Here is a 26,828-nt window from a genome sequence, read left to right on the forward strand (position 1 = left end):
CTACCGCCAATTCAGCGCGGGGCCGAAGCGGCCTCGCAAGCGCGCTTCACCAGGCCCAGCCGCATGTCGAATTCCGGCAACAGCCAGCGGCGGAAGGCCGCCGCCGGCGTCGCCCAGCGCGCATCGTCCGCGGGCGCGGCGCGCTCGATGCGCGCCCAGGCCCAGCCCATCAGCGTGAGCATGGCCACGCGCAGGTAGTCGTCGGCCACCTCGTAGGGCAGCTTCGGATCGGCCTGCGCGGCCAGGGCCACCGAGGTGCCGAGGTAGCGCAGCTGCGCCATGCGGCGCTGCGCGTCGGCCTCGTTCTCGCGCGATGCGTCCAGCTCGTCGCGCAGCTCCAGCAGGCAGGCGGCGAAACCGGCGCCGGCATCGGGCAGCACCTTGCGCACCAGCAGGTCGATGGCCTGGATCTCGTTGGTGCCCTCGTAGATCATGGTCACGCGCGAATCCCGCACCACCTGCTCGATGCCCCATTCGCGCACGTAGCCATGGCCGCCGAAGACCTGCAGGCATTCGCTGGCGCCATGGAAAGCCTGGTGGGTGCAGGCGGACTTGAGCACCGGCGTGACGAAGCTGCACCAGCGCTCGGCCTTCTGGCGCTGCGCCTCGTCGGACGCATGCCGCGCCACGTCCAGCTGCAAGGCGGTGCGGTAGGCCAGCAGGCGGGCGCCGTCGACCCAGGCACGCTGCGTGTCGAGGACGCGGCGCACCGCGGGGTGCTCGACGATCAGGTCAGCGGCATCGTTCTCGCCGCGCGAGGCCGGGCGCACCGGCGCGCGCATCTGCCGGCGCTCGCGGGCGTAGGCGTCGGCCTTCTGCCAGGCGGCGTCGAGCAGGCCGATGCCCTGCAGCGCCACGTGCAGGCGGGCCGAGTTCATCATCACGAACATGGCCGCCAGGCCACGCCCGGGCTCGCCCACCAGCCAGCCGGTGGCCTCGTCGAAGCGCATCACGCAGGTGGGGCTGGCGTGCAGACCCATCTTCTCCTCGATGCGTTCGCAGCGAAGCGTGTTGCGCGTGCCGTCGGGCAGCCACTTGGGCACCAGCACCAGCGACAGGCCCTTGGGGCCGGGCGGCGCATCGGGCTGGCGCGCCAGCACCAGGTGCACGATGTTCTCCGTCAGGTCGTGCTCGCCGCCCGAGATGAAGATCTTCTCGCCCGTTACCCGCTGGCTGCCGTCGGCCTGCGGCACGGCGCGCGTGCGCACCAGCCCCAGGTCGCTGCCGGCGTGCGCCTCGGTCAGGCACATGGTGGCCAGCCAGCGGCCGCTGGCGATGGCTTCGAGGTAGCGCGCGCGCAGCGCCTCGCTGCCGTGGTGGCGGATGCATTCGTAGGCGCCGTGCAGCAGGCCGGGCGCCATGGTGAAGCCCTGGTTGGCGCCGCTGAGCCATTCGAAGAGCACGGCGTCCAGGGCGGCGGGCAGGCCCTGGCCGCCGTCCTCGGGTGCCGCCGAGAGAGCGGGCCAGCCAGCGGCTACGAAGGCCTGGTAGGCCTCGCGGAAGCCCGGCGGCATGGTCACCTCGCCATCGTTCCAGCGGGCGCCGGTCTCGTCGCCCTCGCGGTTCAGCGGCGCGATCACCTCGCCGACGAATCGGCCCGCCTCGCCTAGCAGCTGCGAAGACAAGTCATCGTCGACTTCGGCGAAGGCGGGCAGCGCGCGCAGGCTGTCGCCCAGTTGCAGCACCTGCTGCTGCAGAAACAGGATGTCTTCGGGAAGCGGGCGGTAGTTCATGGCACGGAGGAGGCCTTGCAGGCGAAGCTGCCGGCGCGTTCCGCGTCGCCGCCCTGGTAGACGGCGACGCTGGGATAGGGGCACAGGGGCCGGCTGCGGTTGGGCGCCCAGTTGGCGGGGGCCTCGACGTTGGGCACGGCGCTGCCCGTGCCGCGGCTGCTGGCGACCACCTGCGCGGGCGCGCGGCCCTGCTCGACCCAGTCGACCAGCGCGCTGAGCATGTCGAACTGGTCGGTGGCCGGGCCGCCGGAGCAGTGGTTCATGCCGGGCACCGGGAAGTAGCGCGCGAAGGCATCCGCCTTCCCGGCATTGGCCTTCTGCAGGCCCTCGTACCAGGCCTGCGTGTCGTCGGAAGAGAACACCGGGTCGCTGGTGCCGTGGTAGACCATCATCTTCGCGCCGCGGTCGCGCAGCGTGTCCAGCCGCGTGGCGTTCGGCGGCGTCATGAAGGAGATGGCGGATTCGGTGAAGGCGCCGCTGGTGGCATAGATGCGTGGTGCGTCGCGGTCCAGGTCGAAAGCCAGCGCGTAGGCCAGGCCGCCGGGCCGGTCGTTCAGCGGCGGCGTGGAGAAGACGAAGGCGCTCGCCGCCGGGTCCAGCGTCTGCGCGTTCACGAACTTCCACTGCCGCCAGTTGGCGCCGCTGATGCCGCTGTCGAAGGGAAAGCCGCTGTAGATCGCCTTGCCGCTGCTGTCCTTCGGGCCGGCGAAGAGCCTGGCGAGCGCGTCCTTCTGCGGGGCGCTCAGGCAACTGCCGTCGCGTGCACTGCTGCCGGCCGCGCAGGTGGGCATGTCGGTGGCCAGATTGAAGCGTGCCTGGCAGGCCTTCACGTCGCTGACGATGCCGTCGGCTAGGCCGTCGAGTGCGTCGCAGCGTGCCAGCACCTGCCGGGCCACGCCCTGCATCTCGGCGGGCGTGAAGGCGCTCTGCACGTCGGGCAGGCCGGCCTCGGTCTTCGCGGCGGCGACCTTGGCCATCTGCTGCACGCCGTACATCTCGCCGATGGCGGCCTTGGGCAGGTTGAAGCCGGGGTCGCCGGCCAGCACGCCGTCGTAGGCCTGCGGCAGGCGCGCGGCCGCCACCATCGCATGGCGGCCGCCGTTGGAGCAGCCGCCGATGTAGGCGCGGTCGGGGCCGCGGCCGTAGGCCCGCTCGATGACCTGCTTGCCCAGGGGCGTGAGGCGCGCGACCGCGTTGTAGCCGTAGTCCAGGCGCGCCTGCGGGTCCAAGCCGAAGCGCGGGTTCTGCGCGCCGGTGTGGCCGGCGTCGGAGCTGATCACGGCGAAGCCCATGGCCAGCGCGCTCGTTACCGGCGCGCCGCCGCCGATGCCGCCCACCGCCGGCACCACGGCGCCGTCCAGGCCGCCGTTGGCCTGGTAGAAGAAGCGGCCGTTCCACTGTACCGGCAGGCGCATCTCGAAGCCGATGGCGTAGGTGGCGCCGTCCACCGGGCTCTTGCGCTCGTCCACCTTGCCCTGCAGCAGGCAGTGGGCCGGCACGGCCACGCGCAGCGCGCCGACCGCGACCTCGCCGGCGGCCTCGGCGCTGACCTTGGTGAAGGCGAGGCCGGGCAGCGCGGCGCGCGCGGCCAGGTCTTCGCAGTGCTGCAGCGCGCCGGGGCGTGCTGCGCCCAGTCGCGGCGGCTCGGCAGGGCCCAGGCTGGCGCACGAGGACAGCAGCGTGGTGCAGGCGGCCACCAGGGGCAGCGTGCGGAATGCGGCATTCAACGGCATGCGGAATCCTTCGCGATGCGGGAGGCGATCAGGCGGCGGCCCGCGCCGCGCCCAGGTAGGTGTCGATCACGCGGGCGTCGCCCGCCAGTTGGCGCGCCGGGCCTTCCAGGCTCACGCTGCCCATCTCTAGCACGTAGCCGTGGTCGGCCACTTCCAGCGCAGCGCGGGCGTTCTGCTCCACCAGCAGGATGGTCACGCCGGTCTCGCGCAGCGCCTTCACCGTGCGGAAGATCTCCTGCACCACCAGCGGTGCCAGGCCCAGGCTGGGCTCGTCCAGCATCAGCAACTTGGGCCGCGACATGAGCGCGCGGCCCACCGCCAGCATCTGGCGTTCGCCGCCCGAGAGCGTGCCGGCCTGCTGCGTGCGGCGTTCCTTCAGGCGCGGGAAGAGCGCGTAGACCGCATCGAGCTGCTCGCGCCAGCGCGCGTTGCGCAGCCGCACCTGGCGGAAGGCGCCCAGCACCAGGTTGTCTTCCACCGGCATGGTGCCGAAGAGCTCGCGCTTCTCGGGCACCAGGGCCATGCCCAGCATCACGCGTTCTTCCAGCGTGAGCTTGTCGATGGGCTGGCCCATGAACTCGATCTGCCCCCGCGCGGGCAGCACGCCCATCAGCGCATTGAGCAGCGTGGACTTGCCGGCGCCGTTGGGGCCGATCACGGTGATCACGCTGCCCTCGGGCGCGTCCAGGGCGATGCCGTGCAGCACCTCGGCGCGGCCGTAGCCGGCGTGCAGGTCGCGCACGCGAAGTAGTGGGGCGCTCATCTCAATGCTCCGTTCCGAGGTACGCGGCGCGTACCTTGTCGCTCTGCTGGACCTGGGCCGGCGTGCCCTCCATCAGGTGCGTGCCGAACTCCATCACCACGATGTGGTCGCAGACGTCCATCACCAGGCCCATGTCGTGCTCCACCAGCAGGATGCTCATGCCTTCGGCGCGCAGGCTGCGCAGCACCTCGGCCAGCGCCTGCTTCTCCTTGTGGCGCAGGCCGGCGGCGGGTTCGTCCAGCAGCAGCAGGGCGGGGTCGGCGCACAGGGCGCGTGCGATCTCCAGCAGGCGCTGCTGGCCCATGGCCAGGTTGCCGGCCTGCTCGTGCAGGAAGTCGGCCATGCCCACGCGTTGCAGCTGGCGCTCGGCTTCCGCGAAGAGCTGCTTCTCCTCCGCGCCATTGAGCTTCGCCATGGCCGCGATCGGGCCGCGGTGGCCGCGCAGGTGCGCGCCCAGGGCCACGTTCTCCAGCACCGTCATCTCGGGCACCAGCTTCACGTGCTGGAAGGTGCGCGACATGCCCTGCTGCGCGATCTTGCGCGAGGGCAGGCCGTCGACCCGCTGGCCGCGGAAGCGCACCTCGCCACCCGACAGCCGCAGCACGCCGGTGACCAGGTTGAAGGTGGTGGACTTGCCTGCGCCGTTAGGGCCGATCAGGCCCACGATCTGCCCGGCGCGCGTCTGGAAGCTGATGTCGTTCACCGCCACCAGGCCGCCGAAGGTCTTGCGCACCGCCTTCACGTCCAGCACCACCTCGCCGGCGGCCGGCTTGGCGCGCACCGGCAGCGGCGCGGCGTCCTGCCAGTCGACCGGGCGCGGCGCGCGCGGCAGGCGGCGGTCGACGAAGGCCCACAGGCCGTCGGGCAGGTACTTGAGCACCAGCACGATCAGGATGCCGAAAACGATCACCTCGTAGCTGCCGGCGGTGCCGATCAGCTTGGGCAGCAGCACCTGCAGCTGGTCCTCCAGCAGCTTGACCACGCCCGAGCCCGCGATGGCGCCCCACACGTGGCCGGCGCCACCCAGCACCACCATGAAGAGGTACTCGATGCCCATCTTGATGCCGAAGGGCGAGGGGTTCACCGTGCGCTGGAAGTGCGCGAAGAGCCAGCCCGACACCGAGGCCAGCATGGCCGCCAGCACGAAGATGCCCACCTTGTGGCGCAGCGTGTCGATGCCCATGGCCTCGGCCATCTGCGAGCCGCGCGCCAGCGCCCGGACCGCGCGCCCGCTGCGCGAATCCAGCAGGCGCAGCATCGCGAAGGAGGCCGCGATCACGAAGAGCCACACCAGCGTGTAGAACAGGCGCCGCTGACCGATCTCGAAGCCGAAGACCGACAGGCCCTTCACGCCCAGGATGCCGTCGTACTTGCCCAGCGCATCCATGTTGCCCATGAGGTAGTACAGCGACAGCGCCCAGGCGATGGTGGCCAGCGGCAGGTAGTGCCCCGACATGCGCAGCGTGATCGCGCCGATGACCAGGGCGCTGACGCCGGTGAGCGCCAGCCCGATGAAGAGCGTGAGCCAGGGCGACAGGCCCGTGTTCACCGTCAGGTAGGCCGTGGTGTAGGCGCCGATGCCCACGAAGGCCGCCTGCCCGAAGGATGTCAGCCCGGCCACGCCGGTGAGCAGCACCAGCCCCAGCACGGGCAGTGCGTACAGGCCGATGTAGATGAGCTGGATGATCCAGAAGTCCGACACCGGCAGGAAAGGCAGCACGGCCAGCAGCGCGATGAGCGCCCACGGGCCCCAGCGGCGCAGCGGGCTGCCGGCGACCGATGCGGCCGGCACGGCGGCGGCGGCGGAGGAAGAAGAGGAAACGACGGCGCTCACTTCAATGCTCCTCGTCCGAATGGCCCGAAGCGAGCGAGCGCCACAGCAGCACCGGCAGCACGATGGTGAACACGATCACCTCCTTGTAGGCGCTGTACCAGAAGGAGCCGAATGCCTCGATCACGCCCACCGACAGCGCGCCGATGAGCGCGCCCGGGTAGCTGGCCAGCCCCGCGATCACCGCGGCGACGAAGCCCTTGAGGCCGATCAGGAAGCCCGAGTCGTAGAAGATGGTGGTGGTCGGCCCGATCAGGAGGCCCGACAGCGCACCGATGAAGGCCGCCAGCGCGAAGGTGAGCTGCCCCGCGTTCTGCGTGGAGATGCCCATGAGCCGCGCGCCCAGCCGGTTCACCGCGGTGGCCCGCAGCGCCTTGCCGTAGAGCGTGCGCTCGAAGAAGAGCCACAGCACCACGATGAGCACGGCCGACATGCCGAAGATCACCAGCGCCTGGCCGCTGACGTTGAGCGGCCCCATTGGCAGCCGCATGTCCCAAAAGGGCGGGTTGCGGAAACCCTCGGCGCCGAAGAAGAGCAGGCCCAGGCCGGTCATCGCGAAGTGCACGCCGACCGACACGATCAGCAGCACCAGTGTGCTCGCGCCCGCCAGCGACTGGTAGGCCACGCGGTACACCAGCGGCCCGAAGCAGGTGACGATGGCCACCGTGAGCCCCGCCTGCACGAGCATCGGCAGCCCGCGCGGCGCGGCCCAGGCCGACACCCCGGCCACCACGGCGGACGGTACGAAGGTGCGCAGCGCCGCCACCAGCGCAGGCGCTGCGCGGCCGCGATGGCGCCACACGGCCACCAGGTCCATCAGCGCGGCCACCGCCGCCACGATGAGCAGCAGCCACACCGTGCCCGGCACCTGGCCGGTCTGGAAGATGGCGAGCGTGAGCGCGCCATAGGCGACGAACTCGCCCTGCGGAATGAAGATGATGCGGGTCACCGTGAACACCAGCACGATGCACATGCCCAGCAGGGCATAGATCGCGCCGTTGGTGAGCCCGTCCAGCAGCAGGATGCTGGCGATCGAGAAGTCCATGGCAGGGCGCTTCGTTCGTGGGTTACTGGATGACCTTGAACTTGCCGTCGACGACTTGCATCATCACGCCGGTCTCGTTCGTGTAGCCCCAGTGGTCCTGCGGCGTCCAGTCGAGCACGCCGTGCGAGATCACCGTGCGGCCCATGCCTTCGAAGGCATCGCGCAGCGCGGCGCGGAACTCCGGCGTGCCCGGCTGTGCCTTCTTCAGCGCGACCGGCACCGCCTTCTCCAGGATGGTGTACGCGTCCGCGCCGTGGCCGGCGAACTGGTTGGCCGAGGCGGCGCCGTAGGCCTTGGTGTAGTCCTCCAGGAAGGCCAGCGAGGCCTTCTTCGAGGGGTTGCTGTCGGGCAGTTGCGCGCCCAGCATGGCCGGGCCCGAGACCACGAAGGTGCCGTCGGCGTCCTTGCCGGCCACGCGCATCAGGTCGGGCGTGGCGGCGGCGTGGGTCTGGTAGACCTTGCCCTTGTAGCCGCGCTCCATGATCGCCTTCTGCGGCATGCCCGCGCCCGAGCCCGAGGCCACGATCAGGATCGCGTCGGGATTGCCCGAGGTGAGCTTGAGCGCCTGCGCCGTCACGCTGGTGTCGGCCCGCGCGAAGCGCTCGGTGCCCACGATCTTCATGCCGTTCTTGCCCGCTTCCTCCGTGATGGCCTTGAGCCACAGCTCGCCGTAGGCATCCGTGTAGCCCAGGAAGCCGATGGTCTTCACGCCCTGCTTCTTCATCTGCTGCACCACGGCGTAGGCCATGACGTTGTTCGACTGCGGCAGGCGGAAGAACCACTTGTCCTTGCCCGGCGGCAGGCCGGCCGGCGAGGTGGCCAGCTGCGGCGTGGCGGCCTCGGCGGTGACGTCGGCCATCGGGATGGCCACCGGCGTGGCGGAGGAGCCGACGATCAGGTCGACCTTGTCCTCGGTGACCAGGCGCTGCGCGGCCTTCACGCCGGCGGTGGGGTCGCTGGCGTCGTCCAGCACCACCAGCTTGATGTTCTGGCCGGCGACCGTCTTGGGCCAGATCATGATGGCGTTCTTCACCGGGATGCCCAGGCCCGAGGCCGGGCCGGTGAGCGGCTGCACCACGCCAATGGTGATGTCGGCATGCGCCGCGCCCATCAGCGCGAAAGCCGCCAGGGCGGCGAGCGTCGTCTTCTTGAAAATCATGGCTGTCTCCTCTTCTTGGTTTGGAAAGGGGTGGTGGTGGGTTTCAGCGCGGCGCCATGCGCAGCGCGCCGTCCAGGCGGATCACTTCGCCGTTGAGGTGCGCATTGGTCACGATGTGGCAGGCCAGCTCGCCGAATTCCGAGGGCTTGCCCAGGCGCGGCGGGAAGGGAATGGACGCGGCCAGCGACTGCTGGATGGCCTCGGGTAGCTCCATGAGCAGCGGCGTGGCAAAGAGGCCCGGGGCGATGGTGCACACGCGGATGCCGTGCTGCGCCAGGTCGCGCGCCATCGGCAGCGTCATGCCCACCAGGCCGCCCTTGGAGGCGCTGTAGGCCTGCTGGCCCACCTGGCCGTCGAAGGCCGCGATGGAGGCGGTGAAGAGAATCACGCCACGCTCGCCGCCCTCGTTGGGTTCCAGCTTGGCGCAGGCCGCGGCGAAAAGGCGCGTGACGTTGTACGCGCCGATCAGGTTCACGTTCACGACGCGCTGGAAGTCTTCCAGCGGGGCAGGGCTGCCGTCCTTGGCGACCACGCGCTTGGCGCTGCCGATGCCGGCGATGTTCATCAGGATGCGGGCCGGGCCATGCGCGGCCGATGCCTTGTCGAGCGCAGCGGTCAGGCTGGCGGTGTCGGTGATGTCGCAGCCGCAGGCAACGCCGCCGATCTCCCTGGCGACCTTCTCGGCCAGCTCGGCGTTGCGGTCCAGCACCGCCACCCTGGCGCCCAGCCGCGCCAGTTCGCGCGCGGTGGCCTCGCCCAGGCCCGATGCGCCGCCCGTGACCAGGGCGGCCTGTCCTTCGATCTTCATGCGTGTCTCCTTGGTGGATGAATGAGCTCGGTCTCAGGCGCTCGCCGGCCTGGGCAGGATCGTGAAAGGCAGCACGCCCGCATGCAGCGCCTCGACCATCGCCGCGCGGTGGTGCAGCACCGCACGCTGGTTGATGGAGCCCTTGTCGGTGACCTCGCCCTTGTCGATGGAGGGCGGCTCGCTCATCAGGTGCAGGCGCGCGATGCGGCTGGCGCTGCCGGTGGCGCTGGCGGCCAATTGGTCGACGACGCCCTGGAAGTGCGCCTGCACCGCCGGGCTTTCCAGTACCGCCTTCATCGGCGCGTCTGCAGCCAGGCCGGCGAGCTTGCGCACCGCCTGCGTGGGAACGATCAGCGCGCCCACTTCCTTCATGTTCAGGCCCGTGAGCACCGCGTCCTGCACGTAGGGTGCGCCGGCCGCGATCACCTTGGCGCGCAGCGGACCCACGCTCACGAAAGTGCCGGTGGCCAGCTTGAAGTCCTCGGCGATGCGGCCGTCGAAGCGCAGCCCGCGGTGGATGTCGCCCGGGTCGATCCACGCCACCGCGTCGCCGGTGCAGAAGTAGCCTTCCTCGTCGAAGGCCTCGGCCGTGGCCTCGGGCGCGCGCCAGTAGCCGGGCGTGATGTTGGGGCCGCGGTAGCGCACCTCGGTCTTGCCGTCGGTGTGCACCAGCTTGAGCGACAGGCCCGGCGTGGGCAGGCCCAGGTCGCCCGAGCTGACCTGCGGGCCGGTGATGTAGAGCGCGAAGGGGCCGGACTCGGTCATGCCCAGGCCGGTGCCCATGACGATGCGCTCGCCGATCTCTGCCTCCTGAGTGCGGTGCAGGCTGTCCCACACCGGCTGCGGCAGGGCGGCGCCGGCGTAGAAGAACATCTTCACGCGCGACAGCAGGTTCTTGCGCAGCTGCGCATCGGTCTGCATGGCGTTGGCGATGGCCTCGAAGCCGGTGGGCACGTTGAAGTAGACCGTGGGCGCGATCTCGCGCAGGTTGCGCAGCGTCTCGCCGATGAGGGCCGGCGTGGGCTTGCCGTCGTCGATGTAGAGCGAGCCGCCGTTGTTGAGCACGATGCCCACGTTGTGGTTGCCGCCGAAGGTGTGGTTCCAGGGCAGCCAGTCCACCAGCACGGGCGGCTCGTCCATCAGCGCCGGAATCGACTGGCGCAACTGCTGCTGGTTGGCGCACCACATGCGGTGCGTGTTGATCACCGCCTTGGGCAGCTTGGTCGAGCCCGAGGTGAAGAGGAACTTGGTGATGGTGTCGGGGCCGGTGGCACGCATGGCGGCATCCACCGCGGGTGTGGGCTCGGTGGCCAGCAGATCGGCGAAGCAGGTGCAGTGGCGGCCCTCGATGTGGCCCTCGACCAGCATCACCTCGATGTCAAGGCCCACCGCCTCGCGGATCGCGCGGCCGTAGCGCTTCTCGTCGCCGGCGAAGACCAGGCCGGGCGTGAGCGTGGCCAGCACGTGGCGCAGCTTGTCGTAGTCCTGGCTGACGATGGAGTAGGGCGGCGAGACCGAGCAGTGCGGCACGCCGGCATACAGGCAGCCCAGCACCATCAGCGCGTGCTCCAGGCTGTTTTCCGACAGGATGGCGACGGGGCGCTCGGCGCTCAGGCCGCGGTCGAGCAGGCCCTGGCCGATGCGGCGCGCCTTCTCCAGCGCCTGCGCGTAGCTGATGTGGATCCAGTCGCCGGTGCTGCCGTCGGCGAGGCGCTCGCGGCGGGCGATGAAGGTGCGGTCGGGCGCCACATCCGCCCAGTGCAGCAGGCGGTGGGTGATGTGCTCGCCATAGGGTTCCAGCGGCGTTTCCGCTTCCAAGTAGCGCACGCCGGGCGCGCCCTCGCGCAGCACGCCGCGGGTGACGCCGAAGGCGAGAGGGCGATAGCGCGGCAGCGCGTCGTTGGCGGCGGGTGCGCTCACTCGGTTACTCCTTGCTGACCTTGGCCGCGCGGCCTTCGAGGAAGTCGCGCAGGCGGCCCTTTGCCTCGGGCGCGGACTGGGCGATGGCGCAGATCAGCGATTCGGTGAAGAAGCCGTGGTCGGCCGGCTGTTCGGCGATGCGCGGCAGGGCGTGCATCAGGGCGTAATTGGTGAGCGGCGCGTTCTCGGCCACGCGGCGGGCCAGCTCCATCGCCTTGTCGGTGGCGGTGCCCTCGGGCACCAGGTACTGGGCGAAGCCGGCGCGCTCGCCGTCCTCGGCGCCGTAGACGCGGCCGGTGAGCATCATGTCGGTCATGCGCGCCACGCCGATGAGCTTGGGAATGCGCACCGAGCCGCCGCCGCCCACGAAGATGCCGCGCGAGCCTTCGGGCAGGGCGTAGAAGGTGGTGCTGTCGGCCACCCGGATGTGGCAGGCGCTCGCCAGCTCCAGCCCGCCGCCCACCACCGCGCCGTGCAGCGCAGCGATGACCGGCACCGGGCCGTGCTGGATGCGCTCCAGCGCCGCATGCCACATGCGCGAGTGGTGCATGCCCTGGGCGGCGTCGCGCTCCTTGAGCTCGGACAGATCCAGGCCGGCGCAGAAGTGCGGGCCGTCGCCGTCGATGACGGCAGCACGGATATTGGGCGGCAGCTTTTCGAAGGTGTCCTGCAGGGCCAGAATGAGCCCGTCGGACAGTGCGTTGCGCTTGGTGGCGCGGGTCAGGCGGACGACGGCGATGTCGTCCTGGAATTCGACGTGAAGATCGGAGGTGGTCATGGTTTGCATCCGCGGTGTGAATCGATTATGGTTATGAAAAATAACCAATTCAAGCGCCGATCGCAGCCCGAGGCCTAGTACTTACCCGATAGAACCGGAGACACGCCCATCATGGACATCGCCAACCTGATCGCCATCGACACGCACACGCATGCCGAGGTGAGCTGCTGGAACCCTTTCGACAACTACGGCGAGGAGTACGACCGCGCGGCCGACAAGTACTTCCGCTCCAGCAGCCGACCGACCATCCAGGAGAGCATCGACTACTACCGCGAGCGCAAGATCGGCTTCGTGATGTTCGGCGTGGATGCCGAGGCGAACATGGGGCGCCGGCGCATTCCCAATGAGGAGATCGCCGAGGCGGCGCAGAAGAACCCGGACGTGATGATCGCCTTCGGCAGCATCGACCCGCACAAGGGAAAGATGGGCGCGCGTGAGGCGCGCCGGCTGATCACGGAGTACGGGGTGAAGGGCTTCAAGTTCCACCCCACGGTGCAGGCCTACCACCCGTACGACCGGATGGCCTGGCCGATCTACGAGGTGATCGCCGAATACAAGCTGCCGGCGGTGTTCCATACGGGGCACAGCGGCATCGGCTCGGGCATGCGCTGCGGCGGCGGGCTGCGCCTGGAATACAGCAACCCGATGCACCTGGATGACGTGGCGATCGACTTCCCGGACATGCAGATCATCATGGCGCACCCCAGCTTCCCGTGGCAGGACGAGGCGCTGTCGGTGGCGACGCACAAGCCCAATGTGTGGATCGATCTGTCGGGCTGGAGCCCCAAGTACTTTCCCAAGCAGCTGGTGCAGTACGCCAACACGCTGCTGAAGGACCGCATCCTGTTCGGCAGCGACTATCCGCTGATCACGCCGGACCGGTGGATGAAGGACTTCGAGGAGGCGGGGTTCAAGCCCGAAGTCATGCCGGGGATCTTGAAGGGGAACGCTGTTCGGCTTCTGGGTCTGGGTTAGACCCTGTTGTCTGCTCAACGGTCCTGAGTGGGGCGGTTCGGGGCGGGTCAAAGGCCTGTGTGCAGCTGTGTGCGCAGCGCGCCACTCGGGCGGCCGGCGCTTCGCGCCGGCTCCCCTGCGCTGCTCGCGAGACCGGCCCCGCGGCGGAACTCACTGCGCGAACTTCGTTCGCTACGTTCAAACAGCCGCCGCAAGTCAGATGTTGAAGTTTTTGTGTGTCCTTCGGCACACAAAAACGGGCCGGTCCCGCTGCGCTGCTCGGCGCCCGAGAGGCGCGCTGCGCACACAGCTGCACACAGGCCTTTGACCAGGACACGTCGGTGGTGATCCAACCGCTATGCAACCCGGGTGCGACCACTTTCAACGGTGAGGTGTTCGCCGTTCTAGAAACCGTCACGCCGTTTCCCACGGGGCGCGGCAGGCGGTCTGGGCCGGGGGCGATTTCCGGGGCGGTGAGGAGCGGAGTGCTGGGGCTTGAGCGTTCCTGCCGAAGGCAGGAATGCGACCGTTACTGACTTGCGGCAGCTGTCTGAGCGTAGCGGCGCAGCCGCGTAGCGAGTTCTGCCGCACAAGCCCCAGCGCGAGCCCCGCAACGAAGTCGATGCCGCAGGCATCGACCGCCCCGGATGAGCCCCCGGCCCAGACCGCCTGCCGCGCCCCGTGCACCCCGAACCGCTGAACCGCTGAACCACTGAAGCCAGCAAGCAAACAGGGACGCTAAGACACGTCGCCGCTCCACCCAGCCTTGGCCCGCTGTCGCCTCGACTCGCGCTCCTTCGCCATCTGCTGCTCCATCTGCTGGCGTCCCACTTTCGAGGCGCCGATGAACTGCGCGCGGTCCTTGTAGAGCGGGTGCGTTTCTTCAGCAAAACGGATGTTGAGCTGACGAAAACGCATCGCACTCTCGCGCGCCTCGTGCGGCGGCCAGCCCAGCAACTCCAGCACATGCCGGCCACTGCGCAAGGAAGATTCGAAGACCTCGCGTTCGGCAAGATGGACTTCGCGGTCGCGCAGCTGGAACCAATGGTTGAGGTTGCGTGCGCGCGCCACGATGCGCGTGTCCGGGAAGTTCTGCTGCACCAGGTCCACGATGGCCAGCGACTGCTCGATGTCGTCCACCGCCACCACCAGCACCTTGGCCGTCGCGGCGCCCGCGGTGCGCAGCAGATCCAGCCGCGTGGCATCGCCATAGAACACCCGGAAGCCGAACTGGCGCAGGCCTTCCACCGTGTCGGGGTCGTGGTCCAGCACCGTCACCTGCAGCCCCTCCGCGCTCATCATGCGGCCGATGATCTGGCCGTAGCGGCCGAAGCCGCAGATCACGACGTTCGCGTCCTGCTGCTCGGAGATCTCGTCCATCTGCCGGGCCTCGCCCGTGCTCCAGCGCGGCAGCACCCACTTGTCCAGCGCCACCAGCAAGAGCGGCGAGATCAGCATCGACAGCGCCACCGAGGCCACCAGGAAGGAACTCATCTCGTGCGGCAGCACGTTGGGGCCGGCGGCCTGGAACACCACGAAGGCGAATTCGCCGCCCTGCGCCAGCAGCAGCGTGAAGACGGGGCGTTCCTGCACCGGCAGCTGCAGCACGCGGGCCAGGCTGTAGATCGCCAGCGCCTTGACCGCCATGAAGCCCAGCACCGTCAGCGCGATCCACAACGGATGCGAGATCAGCACGCCGAAGTCGATGCTCATGCCCACGGCGATGAAGAACAGGCCCAGCAGCAGGCCCTTGAAGGGCTCGATGTCGGTCTCCAGTTCGCGCCGGTACTCGCTCTCGGCCAGCAGCACGCCGGCGAGGAATGCGCCCAGGGCCATCGACAGGCCCACGAACTGCATCAGCGCGGCAATGGCCACCACCAGCAGCAGCGAGGTGGCGGTGAAGATCTCCGGCGTGCGGCTGCGCGCGATCCAGCGCAGCAGCGGGCGCAGCAGCAGTCGCCCACCCAGCACGATGCCGGCCACGACGCCGACGATCTTCGCGAATTCGAGCAGATGGCCCCAGCCGCTGCCGTTGTTGTCGGCGGCATCGGCCGCGGTGGACAGCAGCGGCAGCAGCGCCAGGATCGGGATGGCCGCCACGTCCTGGAACAGCAGGATCGAGAAGCCCGCCTGCCCGCTGTCGGTGCGCAGCAGGTTGCGCTCGCCGAAGACCTGCAGGGCAATGGCGGTGGACGACAGCGCCAGGCCCAGCGCAGCCACCAGTGACACCCGCCACGAGAAGCCCGCCAGCATGCCGATGGCCAGCAGCAGCACGGCGCAGGCCAGCACCTGCGCCGAGCCCCAGCCGAAGATGGGGCGCCGCAGGCTCCACAACCGCTTGGGTTCCAGCTCCAGGCCGACCAGGAAGAGCATCAGCACCACGCCGAACTCGGCGAAGTGCAGGATGTCCTCCACGTTGTTCACCAGCCGCAGGCCCCAGGGGCCGATGGCGATGCCGGCGGCCAGGTAGCCGATGATCGAGCCCAGTCCCACGGCCTTGGAGATGGGCACCACCAGCACCGCGGCGCTGAGGTAGATGAGCGAGTTGACGAGCCAGGCAGGTGCGTGTTCCATCAGGCTGCCTCGGCTTGCGTGGTGTCAGGGGTGGCGCCCAGGGCGGCGGCGTCGTCTTCCGCATCCTGCGGCCGGTCGGTCTGCGGCACGATGCAGCGCGGGCAGGGCTCGATCTCGTCCATCTCCGGCCAGTCCGGGTAGGTGGCCAGCCGGTCGACGAAGGTGTCGATGTGCGCCGCCACCTCCTGCTGCGAGGCGCTGCGCGCGCCGTGCAGGAGCAGGGGCGGCAGGAAGCGCATGCCGCACAGCGCCGCGGTCTGCTCGTAGGGCGGCAGGAAGGCGTCGAAGAAGTAGCGGTTGTAGTTCTGCGGGTGGTAACTCTCTTCCGGCCCGCCGGTGGTGGCGGCCAGCCAGAAGTCCTTGCCCAGCAGGGCGGTGCCCTGCGATCCGTAGGCCCAGTCGTAGGCCAGCACCTCGTCCAGCCAGAGCTTCTGCAGCGGCGGCATCGAGTACCACTGGATCGGATGCATCAGCACCAGCAGGTCGGCGCGCGCCAGGCGGCGCTGCTCGGCGGGAACGTCGATGGCGTAGTCGGGGTAGCTGGAATAGAGGTCGTTCACATCCACGCCCGGCACTTCGCGGGCCGCGGCCAGCAGCCGGCGGTTGATGTGCGAGTCGCGCCAGTGGGGATGCGCCGCGAGCAGGTAGATGCGGGGCGCGGGCTCGTCGAGGTTGGTGGAATCGGGCATGGCCGCGAACATAGCGCAAGCGGCGCCGGGGCGTGCGGCGCGGCCCCGGCGTCGGACGGCCGTGATCGCCGCCCTGTAACATTTAGTGGTCATTCAAACACGAGCGAGGAGCCTCTCATGCCGGTGGTCCTGGTCGCCAATCCCAAAGGCGGTGTCGGAAAGTCAACCTTGGCGACGAACATCGCCGGCTACCTTGCGAGCCGCGGGCACGCGGTGATGCTCGGCGACGTGGACCGGCAGCAGTCGGCTCGCCTCTGGCTCAGCCTGCGGCCGCCGGCGGCCGCGCCTATCTCCACCTGGGAGGCGCAGGGCGACGGCAGCGTGGTCCGCCCGCCCAAGGGCACCACCCACGCGGTGCTCGACTCCCCGGCCGGCCTGCACGGCTGGCGCTTCAAGGACGTGCTGGCGCTGGCCGACAAGGTGATCGTGCCGCTGCAGCCCAGCATCTTCGACATCTACGCCACCCGCGACTTCCTCGACCGTTTGAAGGAAAGCCGCAACGCCGCCAAGACGCAGGTTGGCCTGGTGGGCATGCGGGTGGATGCGCGCACCCTGGCGGCCGACCGTCTGCACGAGTTCGTCGCCGGGCTGGGCGTGCCGGTGATCGGCGAGTTGCGCGACACCCAGAACTACGTGCAGCTGGCCGCGCGCGGGCTCACCGTGTTCGACATCGCGCCGGGGCGCGTGGCGCGCGACCTGGCGCAGTGGCAGCCGATCTGCCAGTGGCTGGAAAGCTGAGGACCGGCCTGCCTGTCGCCTGTCCGACACGCACCCCGCCCCCCGCAAAGCTAGAGTGCGCCGCATGACCATCAAGACCTTCCAGACCCTCTCCGATCTCGCCGCCTGCGTCGGCCAGGAAGTCGCCGTGAGCGACTGGATCACCATCACGCAGGAGCAGGTGAACCAGTTCGCCGAGGCCACCGGCGACCACCAGTGGATCCACGTCGACGTCGAGAAGGCGAAGAAGGGGCCCTTCGGCGCGCCCATCGCCCACGGCTTCCTGACCCTGTCGCTGCTGCCGCGCTTCTTCGAGACCTCGGTTGCCGTGGTGGAGTCGCGCATGGGCGTGAACTACGGGCTGAACCGGGTGCGCTTCATGTCCCCGGTGCCGGTGGGCAGCCGCCTGCGCGCGCGCATGAAGCTGCTGTCCAGCGATGCGATCGACAACAACGGGCAGCAGATGACCTGGGAAGTCAGCATCGAGCTGGAGGGCGCGGCCAAGCCGGCCTGCGTCGCCGAGTCGGTGGCCCGACGGTATCCGTAGGCCCGTCGCGCCGAGGTCAGGCGCCTGCGAAGCCGTTCTGCCGCCAGGCCTCGAACACCGTCACAGCCACCGCATTCGACAGGTTGAGGCTGCGCTGGCCGGGCCGCATCGGCAGGCGCAGGCGCTGTTCCGCCGGAAAGAAGCTGTCGCGCAACTCGGGCGGCAGCCCGCGGGTCTCGGCGCCGAAGACCAGCCAGTCGCCCGCCTCGAAGCGCAGCTCGTGCGCCGGCCGGCTGCCGCGGGTGGTCAGCGCGAACATGCGCTCGTGCCGGGGCTGCTCGGCGTCCAGCAGCGCCTGCCAGCTGGCGTGGCGCTTGACCGGCGCGAACTCGTGGTAGTCCAGGCCGGCGCGGCGCAGCAGCCGGTCCTCCATCGAGAAGCCCAGCGGCTCCACCAGGTGCAGCGTGCAGCCGGTGTTGGCCGCCAGGCGGATGACGTTGCCCGTGTTGGGCGGGATTTCCGGTTCGACCAGGACGATGTGGAACATGCCCCGATTGTCGCGGCCCCGCTAGGGCGCCCGCGCGGCGTCGGGCCGGCCGGTGCGGGCGAAGACGATGCCGGCGACGTGCGCCGCACCCGCGTCGCGAAGCACCTGCGCCGCGGCGAAGAGGGAGGCGCCGCTGGTCATCACGTCGTCCACCAGCACCACGCGCCGCCCGCGCGCCTCATGGGCGCGCAGCGGTTCCAGGGCGAAGGCACCGCGCAGGTTGGTCAGCCGCTGCGCGCGCGGCAGGCCGCTTTGCGGCGGTGTGTCCCGGGTGCGCAGCAGCAGGCGCGCTTCCATCTTGCGGGGCGACAGCTGCCGGGCCAGTTCCAGTGCCTGGTTGAACCCGCGTGACTTCAGGCGCTGGGCGGACAGGGGCATGGGCAGGACGAGGTCGGCCTGCTCCAGCACCGGCTCCACCCAGGGCATGCTGCGTATCAGGGTGGCCAGGGGCGTGGCCCAGCCGGCCTCGCCCTGGAACTTGAAGCGGCCGATCCGGCCCGGCCAGGGCCAGGCGTAGTCGCAGCAGGCCAGGCAGGCGTCCAGCGGCGGCGGGTGGCGCAGGCATTCGCCGCAGCGGGCCACGTCCTCCGGCACCGGCAGGGCGCAGCTGCGGCAGCGCGGCACCGGCGGCGCGAAGCGGGCCACGCAGGCATCGCACACCGGCCGCGCGGGCCAGCTGGCGCAGACCGCGCACACGCCGGGCAGGCGATCGCGCCATTGGGAGAGGAAGGCAAGGGCCGGCATGCCCACTCAATATACTGGCCGCCCCATGCCAGAGAACGAGCCCACGCGGCGTCCACCCACCATCGATGCCGTCGCCGCCGAACGCTGGGCGCGCACACCCACCGGGGGCACCTCGCCCTGGCTGCACGAGGAGGTGGGCCGGCGCATGGAGGACCGGCTGCAGTGGATCAAGGCGCAGCCCAGGACCTGGGCCGACTGGGCCCCCCTTCGCGGCGGGCTGGAGGCCCACGGCCTGGTGGCGCGCCGCTACCCGCAGGCGGCCGGCCACGTGGTCGAGCCCGAGGCCGGGCTGCAGCAGGCCACCGCCCAGGCGCTGGCGCAGCCCTGGTGGAGCGCGCGCCGCTGGAATGCCGCCCGCACCCGCTTCGGCGCCGAGTCGGTGCCGGAAGAGGGCGTGGACCTGCTGTGGGCCAACATGGCCCTGCACAACGCGGGCGACCCCGAGGCCCTGATCGGCCGCTGGCACCGGCTGGTGGCCACCAACGGCTTCCTGATGTTCTCCTGCCTGGGCCCCGACACCCTGGCGGAACTGCGCGCGCTCTATACCGGGCATGGCTGGGCGCCGGCCGGCCACGACTTCACCGACATGCACGACTGGGGCGACATGCTGGTGCACGCCGGCTTTGCCGAACCGGTGATGGACATGGAGCATGTCCAGCTCACCTGGAGTTCGCCCGACGCATTGCTGTCGGAATTGCGCACCCTGGGGCGCAACTTGCACCCCGGCCGCTTTGGTGGCTTGCGCGGCCGGCGCTGGAGGGCAGATTTGCAACAGGCGCTGGCAGAAAAAATGAACACCGAAGGCCGCATTTCGATGACCTTCGAGATCATCTACGGCCATGCCTTCAAGCCCCAGCCGAGGGTGGCGCTCTCCCCCGAAAGCGCGGTGTCGCTGCGCGACATGCGCTCGATGCTGCAGGGTCGCCGCGGACCGACCCCGTGAGGGCGTCCATCCATACAAACCCGAGTGAATCACACAGCTACAATTTGTCGTTGCGCTAATTGTGTCCACGCTATTCAAAGGCCCGAGCGACGACAGTTTTGACGGCCGCCAATGCACCGATAACTGAAGCTCGCAAGTGTCGAATTCCGTGTTTCGTTTTGCCACCGTCTCAGGCCAGGGAATCCACTGGTTCCTGAGGCGCAACTGCTCGGTCACGCCGAGCCAGTTGGGGTGGCTCTACGCATCGCTGTGTCTGGTGTCGCTGGCAATCGCCACCGGCTTCTGGTTGCACGGAGCTCCGCTCGTGCTTCCATTTGCCTGGCTGGAGCTGGCGGCCGTGGGGATTGCCTTCCTGGTCTATGCCCGGCATGCGACGGACGGCGAGATGATCGAGCTGCAGGCAGGGCGGCTGATCGTCGAGCTGGAGAACGGTGGACGTCATGAGCGCACGGAATTCTTGCCGCACCAGGTGCGGATCGAGCCGGAAGTCAGCGACCGTTCGCTGATCGAGGTCTCGGGCCAGGGTCGTTCGGTGAAGGTGGGGCGCTATGTGCGGCCCGAGCTTCGAGCGGCGCTGGCGCGGGAGATCCGCATGGCAGTGCGCAACGCATGAGATGGCGTGGCGCGCTGCCATTCCAAGCCGGCGGTCTGGCGATGGGTCAACTGGAAAATGAAGAAGTGAACACGATGAAGAGCATTTGGTACAAGGCGGCGAACCTGCTCCTGGCGACCGGCGCGGCATTCAGCGGCGCGGCTTACGCTGTCAACGACCTGGCGGGCGGCCCCGGGGTTCGCCAGCTGAACCTGCCGGTCGGCGTCACCAAGATCTCGCAGGAGCAGCACTTCCTGCACAACGCGATGATGGTGCTGTGCACGGTGATCTTCATCGCCGTGTTCTCGGTCATGTTCTATTCCATCTGGAAGCACCGCAAGTCGGTGGGCCACAAGGCGGCCAACTTCCATGAATCGGTGGTCGTCGAAGTCGTCTGGACGATCATTCCCTTCCTCATCGTGATCCTGATGGCGCTGCCCGCCACCCGGGTCCTGGTGGCCCAGAAGGACACCACCAACTCCGACCTGACCATCAAGGCCACCGGCTACCAGTGGAAGTGGGGCTACGACTACATCAAGGGCGAAGGCGAGGGCCTGGGCTTCATCTCCACGCTGCTGCCCGAGCACCGTGCCTTCTCCAACTCCGGTGCCAAGGGCGCGGTGCCCGACAACTACCTGTTCGAGGTGGACAACCCGCTGGTGGTGCCGGTGAACAAGAAGATCCGCATCATCACCACGGCCAACGACGTGATCCACGCCTTCGCGGTGCCGCAGTTCGGCATCAAGCAGGACGCCATCCCCGGCTTCGTGCGCGACACCTGGTTCCGTGCCGAGAAGGTGGGCGACTACTACGGCCAGTGCCAGGAACTGTGCGGCAAGGAGCACGCGTACATGCCGATCCACGTGAAGGTGCTGCCCGCCGAGGACTACACCGCATGGGTGGACGAGAAGCGCAAGGAAGCCGCGGCCAAGCAGGACGACCCGAACAAGGTCTGGACCCTGCCCGACATGCTGGCGCGTGGCGAGAAGGTCTATGCCGCCAACTGCGCGGCCTGCCACCAGGCCAATGGCAAGGGCGCCGGCCCGATCAAGCCGCTGGACGGCTCGGCCATCGTGCTGGATGCCGACCACAACAAGCAGCTGCACATCGTGCTCAACGGTGCCAACAACGGTGCCATGCCCGCCTGGAAGCAGCTGAGCGACACGGACATCGCGGCCGTGGTCACCTTCACCAAGAACAGCTGGTCCAACAAGACCGGCCAGCTGGTGCAGCCCTCCGAAGTGCTGGCCGATCGCGGCAAGTAAGTCCTCCCCAGCAGCGTTGCAGAGAAGAAAGTAGATCGACATGAGCGCAATCCTCGACGACCACGGGCACTCGGCCGGCCACGGCCACGGTCACGACGAAGGGCATCACGACCACCACGCCCCCACGGGCTGGCGCCGCTGGGTCTTCGCGACCAACCACAAGGACATCGGCACCCTGTACCTGCTGTTCTCCTTCGCCATGCTGATGGTGGGCGGCATCCTGGCCATGGGCATCCGCGCCGAGCTGTTCCAGCCCGGCCTGCAGCTGGTGAACCCCGAGCTGTTCAACCAGCTCACCACCATGCACGGCCTGATCATGGTGTTCGGCGCGATCATGCCGGCCTTCGTGGGCTTCGCGAACTGGATGATCCCGCTGCAGATCGGCGCATCCGACATGGCCTTCGCGCGCATGAACAACCTGAGCTTCTGGCTGCTGATCCCGGCGGCAGCGATGCTGGTGGGTTCCTTCTTCATGCCCGGCGGCGCACCGGCCGCGGGCTGGACGCTCTACGCGCCGCTGACGCTGCAGATGGGCCCCTCGATGGACGCCGGCATCTTTGCCATGCACATCATGGGCGCGTCCTCGATCATGGGCTCGATCAACATCATCGTGACCATCCTCAACATGCGCGCCCCCGGCATGACGCTGATGAAGATGCCGATGTTCTGCTGGACCTGGCTGATCACCGCCTACCTGCTGATCGCGGTGATGCCCGTGCTGGCCGGCGCCATCACGATGACGCTGACCGACCGCCACTTCGGCACCAGCTTCTTCAACCCCGCCGGCGGCGGCGACCCGGTGATGTACCAGCACATCTTCTGGTTCTTCGGCCACCCCGAGGTCTACATCATGATCCTGCCGGCCTTCGGCATCGTGAGCCAGATCGTGCCGGCCTTCTCGCGCAAGAAGCTGTTCGGCTACGCCTCGATGGTGTATGCCACCAGCTCGATCGCCATCCTGTCCTTCATCGTGTGGGCGCACCACATGTTCACCACCGGCATGCCGGTGACGGGCCAGCTGTTCTTCATGTACGCGACCATGCTGATCGCGGTGCCCACGGCGGTGAAGATCTTCAACTGGATCGCCACCATGTGGCAGGGCTCGATGACCTTCGAGACCCCCATGCTGTTCGCGGTGGGCTTCATCTTCGTGTTCACCATGGGCGGCTTCACCGGCCTGATCCTGGCGGTGGCCCCCATCGACATCCAGCTGCAGGACACCTACTACGTGGTGGCCCACTTCCACTACGTGCTGGTGGCCGGCTCGCTCTACGCCATGTTCGCCGGCTTCTACTACTGGGTGCCCAAGTGGACCGGCGTCATGTACAACGAATGGCGCGGCAAGGTGCACTTCTGGTGGTCGCTGATCTCATTCAACGTCACCTTCTTCCCGATGCACTTCCTGGGCCTGGCCGGCATGCCCCGCCGCTATGCCGACTACCCGATGCAGTTCGCCGACTTCAACGCGATCGCCTCGGTGGGTGCCTTCGCCTTCGGCCTGGCACAGGTGTATTTCTTCATCTACATCGTCATTCCCACGATGCGCGGCAAGGGCGAGCCCGCCCCGCAGAAGCCCTGGGAAGCGGCCGAAGGCCTGGAATGGGAAGTGCCCTCGCCGGCGCCCTTCCACACCTTCGAGACCCCGCCCAAGCTGGATGCCACCGCCACCAAGGTGATCGGCTGATACAGGACCCATCGCAATGACGCCCGAACAGAAGAAGAGCAACCGCCGCATGGGGCTGATCCTGGCCTCCATCGCCGTGGTGTTCTTCCTCGGCTTCATCGCCCGCATGACCTTCATGCGCTGACGCCCGGAGCCCGCACAAGCGCCATGGCCAGCCGCAGCAGCAACAGCGAACGCACCCGCCGCCACAACCTTCGCATGGTGGGGAAGCTCGCCGTGATCACGGCCGGCATGTTCGCCTTCGGCTATGCGCTGGTGCCCATGTACCGCGCCATCTGCGAGGTCACGGGCATCAACATCCTGGCGTTGTCCGAACTGCAGGTGCCCGGCGGCGCCTCCGGCGGCAAGGACGTGCGGGTCAACAACACGCAGGTCGACAAGAGCCGCACCATCACGGTGGAGTTCGACGCCAACGCGCGCGGGCTGTGGGACTTCAAGCCGGCGCTCAGCACGATGGAAGTCCATCCGGGCGAGCTGCACACGGTGATGTACGAGTTCCAGAACACGCAGAACCGCCGCATGGCCGCGCAGGCCATTCCCAGCTATGCGCCGCAGCAGGCCGCGCCCTACTTCAACAAGCTGGAGTGCTTCTGCTTCAACCAGTACACGCTGGACGCGGGCGAGAAGAAGCAGTGGCCGGTGGCCTTCGTGATCGACCCGAAGCTGTCCAAGGACGTGAAGACCATCACCCTGTCCTACACCTTCTTCGAGGTCGGCAGCCCGGTGCCCGCCGCGCCCGCGAAGACGGCCGGCACCGACGCCGCTGCCAAGGCGGAGCCCAGGTCGTGATGGCCGCGCCGCACGAGCTGCCCCCCGAGGAGCGCAAGCCCTCGCTGCTGCGCACCGTGAAGGCGGTGGCCTGGGGCTTCTTCGGCGTGCGCAAGAACAGCAGCTACCAGGAAGACATCAAGCGGCTGACGCCGCTGCACATCATCGCCGTCGGGCTGGTGGCGGCGGTGCTGTTCGTGGTCGCGCTGGTCTTGCTGGTGAAGTTCGTGGTGGCGCCCTGACGCGGCGGCACCTGGAAAAAAGAGCCCGAGAAGAGACTGAACAGAGAGAAGAGAAAGCAGGAGCCCACATGAGTTCAACCGCCCACGGCACCACGCCTTATTACTTCGTGCCGGCCCCCTCGGCTTACCCGGTCGTCACCGCGGCCGGGCTGTTCCTGGTGATCCTGGGCGCGGCCCAGTGGATCAACGGCCACGCCTGGGGCGCCTGGTCCCTGCTGGCCGGCATGGTCATCTGGCTGACCACCCTGTTCCGCTGGTTCCGCACGGCAGCGCACGAGAGCGAAGGCGGGCAATACGGCTACAAGATCGACCTGTCCTACCGCTGGAGCATGAGCTGGTTCATCTTCTCGGAGGTGATGTTCTTCGGCGCCTTCTTCACCGCGCTGTGGTGGGCCCGCACCCACTCGCTGCCGGCGCTGGGCAGCCTGGACAACGCGCTGCTGTGGCCCGACTTCAAGGCCGTGTGGCCCACGCTGGCGGCCGGCGCCACCGCCTCGCCGGCCAACATCGTCGAGCCCTTCCAGACCGTGGGCCCCTTCTGGCTGCCCACCATCAACACCGCGCTGCTGCTGAGCTCGGGCGTGACCCTCACCATCGCCCACCATGCGCTGCGCGCCAACCACCGCGCGCAGACCATCCGCTTCATGTGGGTCACGGTGCTGCTGGGCTTCATCTTCCTGTGCGTGCAGGGCTACGAGTACCACCACCTCTACACCGAGCTGAACCTCAAGCTCAGCTCGGGCACCTACGGCTCGACCTTCTTCATGCTGACGGGCTTCCACGGCCTGCACGTGTTCGTGGGCATGCTGATGCTGTTCTTCATCACGCTGCGCCTGCACAAGGGCCACTTCACGCCCGAGCGCCACTTCGGCTTCGAGGGCGCGGCCTGGTACTGGCACTTCGTGGACGTGGTGTGGCTGGGCCTGTACCTGCTGGTCTACTGGCTTTGAGACTCTCGCACGACGGCAAAAGAGAAAAGCGCCGCAAGGCGCTTTTTTCATGGTTCTCCGAGGAAGCCCGCCGGCCGGACTTATTTGCCGACCGGAAGGCCCCCTGGCTGGATGTAGCCGAGCTTCCAGGCCAGCAGCACGCACAGGAACAAAACCACCGACAGGCCGATCCGAACCGTGAGCGCGCGCGCCATGCCTCCGGACTTGGCGCGCCCCTCGCGCCCGTCCCTGAGCATGAAGTACAGGGCGGATCCCAAGCTGGCCAGGATGCCCAGGAACACCAGGGCAATGACGAATTTCATGACAAGCATTATCGACCTGCGCGGTCCGGGCGTCGCGTGAGCACGGCGGCACCCTTCCAGTCGGCGCAGGCGCCGGCACGCACCCGCAAGCGGGGCCACACCCTTCTTTTCGCCGTCGTCGCGCTGGCGCTCATCGCCCTCGGAATCGCGCTGGGCAACTGGCAACTGCGCCGCGCGGCCCAGAAGGAAGCCCTGCAGGCCCAGATCGAGGCGCAGGGGCTGCAGCCCGTGCTGGACCAGGCCGAGTTCCTGGCCCTGCCGAAGCCGGTCGACGCGCTGCACCGCCGCGTGCGCCTGCGCGGCCTGTGGCTGGCCTCGCAGACCGTCTACCTGGACAACCGGCAGATGCACGGCATCCCGGGCTTCTACGTGCTCACGCCCCTGGCGCTGGAAGGCAGCAACGAGACGGTGATGGTCCAGCGTGGCTGGATCCAGCGCAATTTCAACGACCGCACGCAGTTGGCGCCGGTGCAGACCCCCGGTGGCCTGGTGGAGGTCGAGGCGCTCATCGCCCCGCCGCCAGCCCACCTGCTGGAGCTGGGCAAGGAGCCGCCCGCCGCGCCCGCCGCCGGCAGCGCAGCAGCCACGCCCGCCGCCGAGGCTGCCACCGCGCCTGCCCAAGGCAGCGCCGGCGCGGCACCGCCGGCCGGGGCTGCGGCGGCCGCTGCCGCGGGGTCTTCCCCCATCCGGCAAAATCTGGACCTGGACGCTTTCCGCACGCAGACCGGCCTGCCGCTACGCACGGAACTGTCCCTGCAGGAAATCGGCAGTGCCTCCCAAGGACTGCAGCGTGACTGGCCGGCCCCGGCGCTGGGCATCGACCGGCATTACGGCTACGCATTCCAGTGGTTCGGTCTCGCGGCCCTTGTCGCAGTACTTTATGTCTGGTTCCAATTCATCGTCCCCTTCCGCCGCGCCAGGCGCCAGCGCCGTGGCTGACGAGCCGCTCGGCCTCACGGTGCATTCCATGCCCACGCCCCAGCAGACGCTGGAAGCGGGTGAAGGCCGGCGCACGGGGCGCATCCGCATGCTGCTGGTGATGCTCGTGTGCGCGGCGCCGGTCATCGCCTCCTACTTCACCTACTACGTGGTCAAGCCGACCGGGAACGCCTCCTACGGGCAGCTGATCGACCCGCAGCGCCCCTTGCCCGCGCTCACTGCCGTCGGCGGGGACGGACGGCCGGTCGATCTGCGCTCGCTCAAGGGGCAGTGGCTGCTGGTGGTGGTGGGCCAATCGGGCTGCGACAGCGTGTGCGAGCAGCAGCTGTACCTGCAGCGCCAGCTGCGCGAGAGCCTGGGCCGCGAGAAGGACCGCCTGGACCGCGTCTGGCTCATCACCGACGATGCGCCCCCGCCCGCCCGCCTGGGCGGCGCGCTGCAGGGCGCCACCGTGCTGCGCGTGCCGCAGGCGCAGCTCGCGCAGTGGCTGGCGCCGGCCGCGGGCCACCAGCTCGACGAGCACATGTACCTGGTCGACCCGATGGGCCACTGGATGATGCGCTTCCCCGCCCGCATGGACGCCGCAGGCGCTGCCAAGGCCAAGCGCGATGTCGAGCGCATGCTGCGCGCGTCCTCCTCATGGGACGAAGCCGGCCGATGA

Annotated in this window: 27 protein-coding genes; 13 read left to right on the forward strand and 14 right to left on the reverse strand. The window is 68.9% G+C overall.

The annotated features are described in order from the left end of the window. Nucleotides 1–11: 11 nt before the first annotated feature. The 9 genes from BM345_RS15880 to BM345_RS15920 are packed head-to-tail and all read right to left on the reverse strand — an operon-like array spanning nucleotide 12 to nucleotide 11,770. Nucleotides 12–1,733 carry an acyl-CoA dehydrogenase family protein gene (locus BM345_RS15880; RefSeq protein ID WP_093380987.1) on the reverse strand — a complete coding sequence of 574 codons (1,722 nt, stop codon included), beginning with the start codon at nucleotides 1,731–1,733 and terminating at the stop codon, nucleotides 12–14. Continuing rightward, the gene (locus BM345_RS15885; RefSeq protein ID WP_093380989.1) at nucleotides 1,730–3,466 is read right to left on the reverse strand and encodes a tannase/feruloyl esterase family alpha/beta hydrolase; all 1,737 of its coding nucleotides are present in this window, start codon (nucleotides 3,464–3,466) and stop codon (nucleotides 1,730–1,732) included. The genes BM345_RS15880 and BM345_RS15885 overlap by 4 nt, the downstream gene beginning before the upstream one ends. 28 nt (nucleotides 3,467–3,494) lie before the next feature. After that, nucleotides 3,495–4,229 (reverse strand): ABC transporter ATP-binding protein, encoded by a 735-nt coding sequence (locus BM345_RS15890; protein ID WP_093380991.1) that lies wholly within the window; start codon nucleotides 4,227–4,229, stop codon nucleotides 3,495–3,497. Between the two features lies 1 nt (nucleotide 4,230). Then, nucleotides 4,231–6,021 carry a branched-chain amino acid ABC transporter ATP-binding protein/permease gene (locus BM345_RS15895; protein ID WP_254789767.1) on the reverse strand — a complete coding sequence of 597 codons (1,791 nt, stop codon included), beginning with the start codon at nucleotides 6,019–6,021 and terminating at the stop codon, nucleotides 4,231–4,233. A 43-nt stretch (nucleotides 6,022–6,064) separates the two neighbouring features. After that, the gene (locus tag BM345_RS15900; protein ID WP_093380995.1) at nucleotides 6,065–7,105 is read right to left on the reverse strand and encodes a branched-chain amino acid ABC transporter permease; all 1,041 of its coding nucleotides are present in this window, start codon (nucleotides 7,103–7,105) and stop codon (nucleotides 6,065–6,067) included. Between the two features lie 22 nt (nucleotides 7,106–7,127). Continuing rightward, the gene (locus BM345_RS15905; protein ID WP_093380997.1) at nucleotides 7,128–8,264 is read right to left on the reverse strand and encodes an ABC transporter substrate-binding protein; all 1,137 of its coding nucleotides are present in this window, start codon (nucleotides 8,262–8,264) and stop codon (nucleotides 7,128–7,130) included. 43 nt (nucleotides 8,265–8,307) lie between these two features. After that, nucleotides 8,308–9,072: an SDR family NAD(P)-dependent oxidoreductase gene (locus tag BM345_RS15910; RefSeq protein ID WP_093380999.1), complete on the reverse strand. Its 765-nt coding sequence runs from the start codon at nucleotides 9,070–9,072 to the stop codon at nucleotides 8,308–8,310. Between the two features lie 33 nt (nucleotides 9,073–9,105). Then, entirely contained in the window at nucleotides 9,106–10,992 is a 1,887-nt protein-coding gene (locus BM345_RS15915) for a feruloyl-CoA synthase (RefSeq protein ID WP_254789756.1), read from the reverse strand. 4 nt (nucleotides 10,993–10,996) lie between these two features. Then, complete coding sequence (locus BM345_RS15920; RefSeq protein WP_093381001.1) at nucleotides 10,997–11,770, reverse strand: crotonase/enoyl-CoA hydratase family protein; 774 nt, start codon at nucleotides 11,768–11,770, stop codon at nucleotides 10,997–10,999. A 111-nt stretch (nucleotides 11,771–11,881) separates the two neighbouring features. On the opposite strand from BM345_RS15920, the gene BM345_RS15925 reads away from it, so the two are divergent. Continuing rightward, nucleotides 11,882–12,745, forward strand: coding sequence for an amidohydrolase family protein (locus tag BM345_RS15925; RefSeq protein WP_093381003.1), 864 nt, complete (start codon nucleotides 11,882–11,884; stop codon nucleotides 12,743–12,745). A 717-nt stretch (nucleotides 12,746–13,462) separates the two neighbouring features. Here BM345_RS15925 and kefC read toward each other — a convergent pair. After that, nucleotides 13,463–15,298, reverse strand: coding sequence for a glutathione-regulated potassium-efflux system protein KefC (kefC, locus tag BM345_RS15930; RefSeq protein ID WP_093381005.1), 1,836 nt, complete (start codon nucleotides 15,296–15,298; stop codon nucleotides 13,463–13,465). Continuing rightward, nucleotides 15,298–15,987 (reverse strand): glutathione-regulated potassium-efflux system oxidoreductase KefF, encoded by a 690-nt coding sequence (locus tag BM345_RS15935; protein ID WP_093381172.1) that lies wholly within the window; start codon nucleotides 15,985–15,987, stop codon nucleotides 15,298–15,300. The genes kefC and BM345_RS15935 overlap by 1 nt, the downstream gene beginning before the upstream one ends. Nucleotides 15,988–16,104: 117 nt before the next feature. Here BM345_RS15935 and BM345_RS15940 point away from each other — a divergent pair, with 117 nt between their 5' ends. Both BM345_RS15940 and BM345_RS15945 read left to right on the forward strand, forming a co-directional pair. Further along, complete coding sequence (locus tag BM345_RS15940; protein ID WP_093381007.1) at nucleotides 16,105–16,725, forward strand: ParA family protein; 621 nt, start codon at nucleotides 16,105–16,107, stop codon at nucleotides 16,723–16,725. Nucleotides 16,726–16,789: 64 nt separating this feature from the next. Next, a complete protein-coding gene (locus BM345_RS15945; protein WP_302847555.1) occupies nucleotides 16,790–17,251 on the forward strand; it encodes a MaoC family dehydratase in 462 nt (153 codons plus the stop codon). Nucleotides 17,252–17,267: 16 nt separating this feature from the next. Here the strand turns inward: BM345_RS15945 and trmL are convergent, their stop codons facing one another. Together trmL and BM345_RS15955 are read right to left on the reverse strand one after the other, a co-directional pair. Beyond that, nucleotides 17,268–17,738, reverse strand: coding sequence for a tRNA (uridine(34)/cytosine(34)/5-carboxymethylaminomethyluridine(34)-2'-O)-methyltransferase TrmL (gene trmL, locus BM345_RS15950; RefSeq protein WP_093381011.1), 471 nt, complete (start codon nucleotides 17,736–17,738; stop codon nucleotides 17,268–17,270). A 21-nt stretch (nucleotides 17,739–17,759) separates the two neighbouring features. Further along, nucleotides 17,760–18,482, reverse strand: a complete 723-nt coding sequence (locus BM345_RS15955; protein ID WP_093381013.1) for a ComF family protein — start codon at nucleotides 18,480–18,482, stop codon at nucleotides 17,760–17,762. A gap of 25 nt (nucleotides 18,483–18,507) precedes the next feature. Here BM345_RS15955 and BM345_RS15960 point away from each other — a divergent pair, with 25 nt between their 5' ends. The 8 genes from BM345_RS15960 (at nucleotide 18,508) to BM345_RS15990 (ending at nucleotide 24,926) form a co-directional block, all read left to right on the forward strand. Beyond that, nucleotides 18,508–19,425, forward strand: a complete 918-nt coding sequence (locus tag BM345_RS15960; protein ID WP_093381015.1) for a methyltransferase domain-containing protein — start codon at nucleotides 18,508–18,510, stop codon at nucleotides 19,423–19,425. Nucleotides 19,426–19,561: 136 nt separating this feature from the next. Further along, nucleotides 19,562–20,038, forward strand: coding sequence for a DUF2244 domain-containing protein (locus BM345_RS15965; RefSeq protein ID WP_093381017.1), 477 nt, complete (start codon nucleotides 19,562–19,564; stop codon nucleotides 20,036–20,038). A 74-nt stretch (nucleotides 20,039–20,112) separates the two neighbouring features. After that, entirely contained in the window at nucleotides 20,113–21,282 is a 1,170-nt protein-coding gene (gene coxB / locus BM345_RS15970; RefSeq protein WP_093381019.1) for a cytochrome c oxidase subunit II, read from the forward strand. Nucleotides 21,283–21,322: 40 nt separating this feature from the next. After that, nucleotides 21,323–22,966 carry a cytochrome c oxidase subunit I gene (gene ctaD / locus BM345_RS15975; RefSeq protein WP_093381021.1) on the forward strand — a complete coding sequence of 548 codons (1,644 nt, stop codon included), beginning with the start codon at nucleotides 21,323–21,325 and terminating at the stop codon, nucleotides 22,964–22,966. A gap of 16 nt (nucleotides 22,967–22,982) precedes the next feature. Further along, entirely contained in the window at nucleotides 22,983–23,090 is a 108-nt protein-coding gene (locus tag BM345_RS30410) for a cytochrome oxidase small assembly protein (protein WP_217653994.1), read from the forward strand. A 23-nt stretch (nucleotides 23,091–23,113) separates the two neighbouring features. Continuing rightward, nucleotides 23,114–23,755: a cytochrome c oxidase assembly protein gene (locus BM345_RS15980; RefSeq protein ID WP_093381023.1), complete on the forward strand. Its 642-nt coding sequence runs from the start codon at nucleotides 23,114–23,116 to the stop codon at nucleotides 23,753–23,755. Continuing rightward, nucleotides 23,755–23,976 (forward strand): DUF2970 domain-containing protein, encoded by a 222-nt coding sequence (locus BM345_RS15985; protein ID WP_093381025.1) that lies wholly within the window; start codon nucleotides 23,755–23,757, stop codon nucleotides 23,974–23,976. The genes BM345_RS15980 and BM345_RS15985 overlap by 1 nt, the downstream gene beginning before the upstream one ends. A 68-nt stretch (nucleotides 23,977–24,044) precedes the next feature. Beyond that, entirely contained in the window at nucleotides 24,045–24,926 is an 882-nt protein-coding gene (locus BM345_RS15990; protein WP_093381026.1) for a cytochrome c oxidase subunit 3, read from the forward strand. An 80-nt stretch (nucleotides 24,927–25,006) separates the two neighbouring features. Here BM345_RS15990 and BM345_RS15995 read toward each other — a convergent pair whose 3' ends face one another. Then, nucleotides 25,007–25,237, reverse strand: a complete 231-nt coding sequence (locus BM345_RS15995; protein WP_093381028.1) for a twin transmembrane helix small protein — start codon at nucleotides 25,235–25,237, stop codon at nucleotides 25,007–25,009. Between the two features lie 27 nt (nucleotides 25,238–25,264). Here BM345_RS15995 and BM345_RS16000 point away from each other — a divergent pair, with 27 nt between their 5' ends. Together BM345_RS16000 and BM345_RS16005 are read left to right on the forward strand one after the other, a co-directional pair. After that, the gene (locus BM345_RS16000; protein ID WP_093381030.1) at nucleotides 25,265–26,167 is read left to right on the forward strand and encodes an SURF1 family protein; all 903 of its coding nucleotides are present in this window, start codon (nucleotides 25,265–25,267) and stop codon (nucleotides 26,165–26,167) included. Beyond that, the gene (locus tag BM345_RS16005; RefSeq protein WP_093381031.1) at nucleotides 26,109–26,828 is read left to right on the forward strand and encodes an SCO family protein; all 720 of its coding nucleotides are present in this window, start codon (nucleotides 26,109–26,111) and stop codon (nucleotides 26,826–26,828) included. The genes BM345_RS16000 and BM345_RS16005 overlap by 59 nt, the downstream gene beginning before the upstream one ends.

Origin of the sequence: Variovorax sp. OV329 (assembly GCF_900114785.1) — a bacterium.
Lineage (GTDB): Bacteria > Pseudomonadota > Gammaproteobacteria > Burkholderiales > Burkholderiaceae_C > Variovorax.

Coding starts and splice junctions, on each gene's coding strand:
- BM345_RS15880 (WP_093380987.1), bottom strand. CDS start 1,733: ATGAACTACCGCCCGCTTCCCGAAGACATCCTGTTTCTGCAGCAGCAG.
- BM345_RS15885 (WP_093380989.1), bottom strand. CDS start 3,466: ATGCCGTTGAATGCCGCATTCCGCACGCTGCCCCTGGTGGCCGCCTGC.
- BM345_RS15890 (WP_093380991.1), bottom strand. CDS start 4,229: ATGAGCGCCCCACTACTTCGCGTGCGCGACCTGCACGCCGGCTACGGC.
- BM345_RS15900 (WP_093380995.1), bottom strand. CDS start 7,105: ATGGACTTCTCGATCGCCAGCATCCTGCTGCTGGACGGGCTCACCAAC.
- BM345_RS15905 (WP_093380997.1), bottom strand. CDS start 8,264: ATGATTTTCAAGAAGACGACGCTCGCCGCCCTGGCGGCTTTCGCGCTG.
- BM345_RS15910 (WP_093380999.1), bottom strand. CDS start 9,072: ATGAAGATCGAAGGACAGGCCGCCCTGGTCACGGGCGGCGCATCGGGC.
- BM345_RS15920 (WP_093381001.1), bottom strand. CDS start 11,770: ATGACCACCTCCGATCTTCACGTCGAATTCCAGGACGACATCGCCGTC.
- BM345_RS15925 (WP_093381003.1), top strand. CDS start 11,882: ATGGACATCGCCAACCTGATCGCCATCGACACGCACACGCATGCCGAG.
- kefC (WP_093381005.1), bottom strand. CDS start 15,298: ATGGAACACGCACCTGCCTGGCTCGTCAACTCGCTCATCTACCTCAGC.
- BM345_RS15935 (WP_093381172.1), bottom strand. CDS start 15,987: ATGCCCGATTCCACCAACCTCGACGAGCCCGCGCCCCGCATCTACCTG.
- BM345_RS15940 (WP_093381007.1), top strand. CDS start 16,105: ATGCCGGTGGTCCTGGTCGCCAATCCCAAAGGCGGTGTCGGAAAGTCA.
- BM345_RS15945 (WP_302847555.1), top strand. CDS start 16,790: ATGACCATCAAGACCTTCCAGACCCTCTCCGATCTCGCCGCCTGCGTC.
- trmL (WP_093381011.1), bottom strand. CDS start 17,738: ATGTTCCACATCGTCCTGGTCGAACCGGAAATCCCGCCCAACACGGGC.
- BM345_RS15955 (WP_093381013.1), bottom strand. CDS start 18,482: ATGCCGGCCCTTGCCTTCCTCTCCCAATGGCGCGATCGCCTGCCCGGC.
- BM345_RS15960 (WP_093381015.1), top strand. CDS start 18,508: ATGCCAGAGAACGAGCCCACGCGGCGTCCACCCACCATCGATGCCGTC.
- coxB (WP_093381019.1), top strand. CDS start 20,113: ATGAAGAGCATTTGGTACAAGGCGGCGAACCTGCTCCTGGCGACCGGC.
- ctaD (WP_093381021.1), top strand. CDS start 21,323: ATGAGCGCAATCCTCGACGACCACGGGCACTCGGCCGGCCACGGCCAC.
- BM345_RS30410 (WP_217653994.1), top strand. CDS start 22,983: ATGACGCCCGAACAGAAGAAGAGCAACCGCCGCATGGGGCTGATCCTG.
- BM345_RS15980 (WP_093381023.1), top strand. CDS start 23,114: ATGGCCAGCCGCAGCAGCAACAGCGAACGCACCCGCCGCCACAACCTT.
- BM345_RS15985 (WP_093381025.1), top strand. CDS start 23,755: ATGGCCGCGCCGCACGAGCTGCCCCCCGAGGAGCGCAAGCCCTCGCTG.
- BM345_RS15990 (WP_093381026.1), top strand. CDS start 24,045: ATGAGTTCAACCGCCCACGGCACCACGCCTTATTACTTCGTGCCGGCC.
- BM345_RS15995 (WP_093381028.1), bottom strand. CDS start 25,237: ATGCTTGTCATGAAATTCGTCATTGCCCTGGTGTTCCTGGGCATCCTG.
- BM345_RS16005 (WP_093381031.1), top strand. CDS start 26,109: ATGTCTGGTTCCAATTCATCGTCCCCTTCCGCCGCGCCAGGCGCCAGC.